A 4,599-nucleotide genomic window follows, 5' to 3' on the forward strand; every position below is an offset into this window, starting at 1 on the left:
GGGGTGACTACACGAAAGTGACGTATCTGCACGGAAAGGGCGAACGGATAGCGAACGTCACGCGGCAAGTAGGGAGTTGACGGCGCGCAGCGGTCGCAAGGCGTCCGGATCGGGTTGATCTTCAACATTCCAGCTATAGTCACCGGTCAGCGAGATATGCTCCCAGCCCAATGGCGCGATGTGGCGTGCGATTTCGTCGGCTGTGCCGATGTCCGCCAGCGCCATTTCGAGATAGCGAGTGTTCCACAAGATGATGGCGGCGACGAGCAGGTTGAGGCCGGAGGCGCGATAGGTCTGGTTCTCGAACCGACGATCGCGCAGTTCGCCGAGCTGGTTGAAGAAGAGCGCGCGGGCGAGCGCGTTGCGGGCTTCGCCTTTGTTGAGGCCCGCCTGGGTGCGCCGGCGCAGGTCGATGTCGCGCAGCCAGTCGAGCATGAAAATGGAGCGTTCGAGGCGGCCCAGCTCGCGTAGTGCGAGGGCCAGTCCGTTCTGTCGCGGATAGGCGGACAAGCGGCGCAGCATTGCCGAAGCAGTGACGGTGCCGGTGCGGATCGACGTGGCGAACCGCAGCAGTTCGTCCCAATGCGCCGCGACATGACCCAATGCGATCGGTTCGGCCGTCATGCCGGCAAGCAAGGGGCCGGATTCTTGGCCGGGAAGGAGGTGTAAACGACGCTCCTTGATGTCGCGCAGGCGCGGCGCGAAGCGGTAGCCGAAGAAGGGCATGAGGCCGAACACATGGTCCGATGCCCCGCCCGTATCGGTGTAGTGCTCCTCGATCGTCAGGCCGGTCTGGTGATACAGCAAGCCATCCAGCACATAGGGCGCTTCGCCAGCGGTCGCCGCGATCACCCGACTTGCGAAGGGGTCATATCGATCCGAGACATGGGTGTAGAAGGCAACGCCTGGTTCGTTGCCGCTGCGCGCGTTGATGTCGCCGATCGCGGCCCCACGGCCCCCGGCATGAAATTGCTGTCCGTCGCTCGACGAAGTGGTGCCGTCTCCCCACAGCGCGGCGAGCGGCATGGCGCGATGGGCGTCGATCAGCCTTCCCAACGCTTCGCCATAGGCGGCTTCGCTGATGTGCCAGTCGTGAAGATGGGCGAGCTGACGCAGACTTGCGCCCCGGCAGGTTTCCGCCATGCGTGTGAGGCCGAGATTGATGCCATCGGCGAGGATGACCGTGAGCAGCGCATTGCGATCGTCGGCTTCCCGGCCCGAACGACGATGGATGAAGCATTCGCTGAACCCGGTCCAGGCATCGACCTCCAGCAGAAGATCGGTGATCTTCACGCGCGGCAGTCGATCATAGGCGGCGCGACGGGCAATCTCGGTGGCGGGCGGTGTTGCCGCCTTCAGCGGCGAGATGATGAGACCGTTTTCGTCAAGCTTAACCTGGGGCAGCTCCCCTTGCCGTGCAAGGACCGTTACCTGCTCGATCGCCGTGTCGAGCCTGGTGCGCCGTTCCTCGATATGGCGCTCGAAATCCGTTTCGATGGCGAGCGGCAACGGCCCCTTCTCGCGCAGCGCCGCAAAGGTCGCCGGCGGTATGAGATAGCTGTCGAAATCGCGAAACTGCCGGCTTCCCGCGACCCATATATCCCCGGCTCGCAACCGCTCGCGTAGTTGCGACAAGGCGCATAGTTCATAAGCGGCACGATCAACGATGCCATCCCGCAGGACGAACGGGCGCCATGCGGGCGGCACAAAGCGTAGCGGCACGCGATCAGGCAAGCGCCGTTTGCCGGTCCGATATAGCTCCGCGATGATGGCCAGCGCTGACAGGAGCCCCTGAACCGCGCCGGCGCCGCGAAACTCGAAGGCGTTGAGAAAAGCGCCGACAAAGAGCTTCACCGTCCGATGCCGCTCGATCAATTCGGCGGTGCGATCGACGGTTTCCGGTCGCCCGAGCACTTCGGCCTGCTCGACGGCCACGGCGAAGTGCTGCCAGTCCAGCGCCTCGATCTGCGCCAGAGAATCCACGCCCTTGCTGCGCGCGTCGATGAGGAGGCGGCAAGACCCCGTGAGCGTCCGGAGGTGGCCTTGCAACTCGCGCACCGTCTTGAGGGCTTTGTCGCGGGTCCGGTTCTCGGCGCGGCGCGCCATGCTGCCCAACAGCTTGTCGAACATCGTCAGGGTGGCGTCGGTCAGGCTTTCCTCAAGCCGGATGCCGGTTGCCGCCAGCGTCGCATGGCGGCGCAGGGCATTGAGTTCGCCAAGGTGCTGGGGTGTGATGCGGCTGCCTTCGTCCGCCAGCCTGTCAAAAGTCAAAGCCGGGATCATGTCGGCACGGGCGCGATCGAGGCCCAGCGCGCGGATATAGGCGAGCCGTTCGATCAGGCGCAGGATGTTGCGCGCTGCCGGCGATTGTGGCGCATTGCGCATCCAGGATAGCCATGTCGCGACCTGCCCCGGTCGTCGGGCCAGCAAATCGTCCAGGCCCTGAAGGGTGTCAGGCAGCAGGCCATTCGTGAGCACTTCATAGGTAAGCTGTTCGGCTTGCTGGCGCGCCCGCCGCAGCACCGCTTCGAGAATCGACGGAGAAGGCAGGAGGATCTGCAGGCGCCGGAGTTCATCGACGATGACGTCTGCCATCTGGCCGGGGTGTATGATGGTCTGCGCGATTGGGACCGAGAAGGCGACAACTTCACGGAAAGCGTTGCGGTCAAAAATCCTGAACCCGTGCGATCGTCGGATTTCGACGAGATGCTCGCGACGGGTCTGGTCCCGATGGGCATAATCCGCGAAGGCTGCCGGCGCGACGCCGAGTTGCTGCGCCACATAGGCGAGCACAGGAGCGGGCGGGACTTCGCCCGCTTCCAGCGCACGGCCAGGCCATCTCATATATAGCATGAGCATCGCATAGCCGAGCCGGGTGGCATCGCCGCGACGGCGGCCGACAATTTCCAGGTCGTCGCTGGTCAGCGTATAATGACGCGCGATCTCGCGCTCATCGAGCGGCGCGCCATAATGCCTCGCCCAGATTTCCAGGCTCACCAGTCGCCGTCTCGCCAAGCATCATCTCCTTCGCTTTGCGTGTCCGTCAGACGGTCCTCTGGCGGCCAACAGGAATATGTCCGTTAACTCTGGACCTGTAACGGCGATTCGGACAAGATCGCATAATGACGGGAAAACGGACAGGATCGGGCATCATGTGGCGCTGATCGGCTATGCGCGCGTCTCGACCGCAGACCAGAAGCTGTCGCTCCAGCTTGACGCGCTGAACACTGCCGGGTGCGACCGTATATTCGACGATCACGCATCCGGGGCAAAAGCCGATCGGCCTGGCCTAACCGAAGCGCTCGCCTATTTGCGCCCCGGCGACACGCTGGTGGTCTGGAAACTCGACCGCCTCGGCCGCTCGATGAGCCACCTGATCGAGAAGGTCGGCGAGCTTGCGGCGCGCGGCATCGGGTTCCGCTCACTCACCGAGAATATCGACACCACCACTTCGGGCGGCATGCTGGTGTTCAACATCTTCGGCTCGCTGGCCCAATTCGAGCGTGACCTGATCCGTGAACGCACTCATGCCGGCCTCAAGGCCGCACGCGAGCGGGGCAACAAGGGTGGTCGCCGGCCTGTCGTTACCCCCGACAAACTACGTAAAGCGCGGGCGCATATCGCAGCGGGCCTCACTGTTCGTGAGGCGGCGGCCCGGCTCAAGATCGGCAAAACCGCCCTATACAAGGCTCTGGAAAACGCGTGAAACCGCTGGCGATCAAGAACTCGTGGGTGCTGGTCACAGGGGCTTCGACCGGTTTGGGCAGAGCGTCCGCCCTCCGCTTGGCGGCATCGTACCAGGCCAAGCCCCTGATTGTTGGACGAAGGCTCGACAACTTGCGGGAGCTACAGACCGAAATTGACGAGCGGTTCAATGTGCCGTGCGAGATTATAGTGGCTGATCAACGTGAAATCGAGGGCAGGGAGAAAAATCGCGGCTAAGGTTGCAGAATTGCAAGTAACAGCCGCTTTGTTGGTTGCCGGAATGACGAGCGTTGGTTCATTTGATGCAGGCCGTGCCGACACTTATGCCGAGGTAATTGAAACAAACATACTCGGTTTCACGGATTTGCTGGCTCGCCTGATTGCGATTTTCAGGGAGCAGCCGTTTGAATCCTCAGTAATCGCCGTGTCGAGCCTGGCGGGCGAAACATCCGTGCCCTTCCAAGCGGTCTACGGCGCGTCGAAAGCCTATGTGAGCACCCTCATGCGAGCGCTTTCCGTGGAGCTTGCCGGGACGGGAGTGAGTGTTGGGTCTTTTGCACCCGGTGGAATCGACACAGACATGGCTGCCCTCAGCGATTTGAAGTGGGGGAGGTTGGGTTTGATGGATGTTGACCGGTGCGCGGCCCATGCAGTCCACGCTCTGGTTTATCGGCAATCCTTCGCCATACCGGGGATGGGCAACCAGCTCACATATTTGGCGAGCAGGGTTCTACCTCGATCGTTGGTCAATCGGATTGCCGCCCTCCCATATCGGCGCCCGTAGGGCGGCACCACATAAAAGGGGCAGGAAAGCCTGCGAATAGCATCTGCTGGCATCGTACCGGATTTGTTCGCCCTTAGCGTGCAGATACGTCACTTTCGTGTAGTCACCCC

Annotated in this window: 4 protein-coding genes; 3 read left to right on the forward strand and 1 reads right to left on the reverse strand. The window is 62.5% G+C overall.

Features of this window, described 5'->3' with window-relative positions; all coding sequences use genetic code 11:
• Positions 1-57: 57 nt before the first annotated feature.
• Positions 58-3,015 carry a Tn3 family transposase gene (locus tag L3X40_RS21020; protein ID WP_031286087.1) on the reverse strand — a complete coding sequence of 986 codons (2,958 nt, stop codon included), beginning with the start codon at positions 3,013-3,015 and terminating at the stop codon, positions 58-60.
• Positions 3,016-3,154: 139 nt separating this feature from the next.
• Between L3X40_RS21020 and L3X40_RS21025 the strand changes: the two genes are divergently transcribed.
• The 3 genes from L3X40_RS21025 to L3X40_RS21030 are packed head-to-tail and all read left to right on the forward strand — an operon-like array spanning position 3,155 to position 4,489.
• A complete protein-coding gene (locus L3X40_RS21025) occupies positions 3,155-3,706 on the forward strand; it encodes a recombinase family protein (RefSeq protein ID WP_004213210.1) in 552 nt (183 codons plus the stop codon).
• Positions 3,707-3,732: 26 nt separating this feature from the next.
• Positions 3,733-3,942, forward strand: a complete 210-nt coding sequence (locus tag L3X40_RS22380) for a hypothetical protein (protein WP_255209826.1) — start codon at positions 3,733-3,735, stop codon at positions 3,940-3,942.
• Complete coding sequence (locus L3X40_RS21030) at positions 3,908-4,489, forward strand: SDR family NAD(P)-dependent oxidoreductase (protein ID WP_255209825.1); 582 nt, start codon at positions 3,908-3,910, stop codon at positions 4,487-4,489. Before L3X40_RS22380 ends, L3X40_RS21030 begins: the two co-directional genes overlap by 35 nt.
• Positions 4,490-4,599: the final 110 nt, after the last annotated feature.

This window comes from Rhizorhapis sp. SPR117 (genome assembly GCF_021742065.1).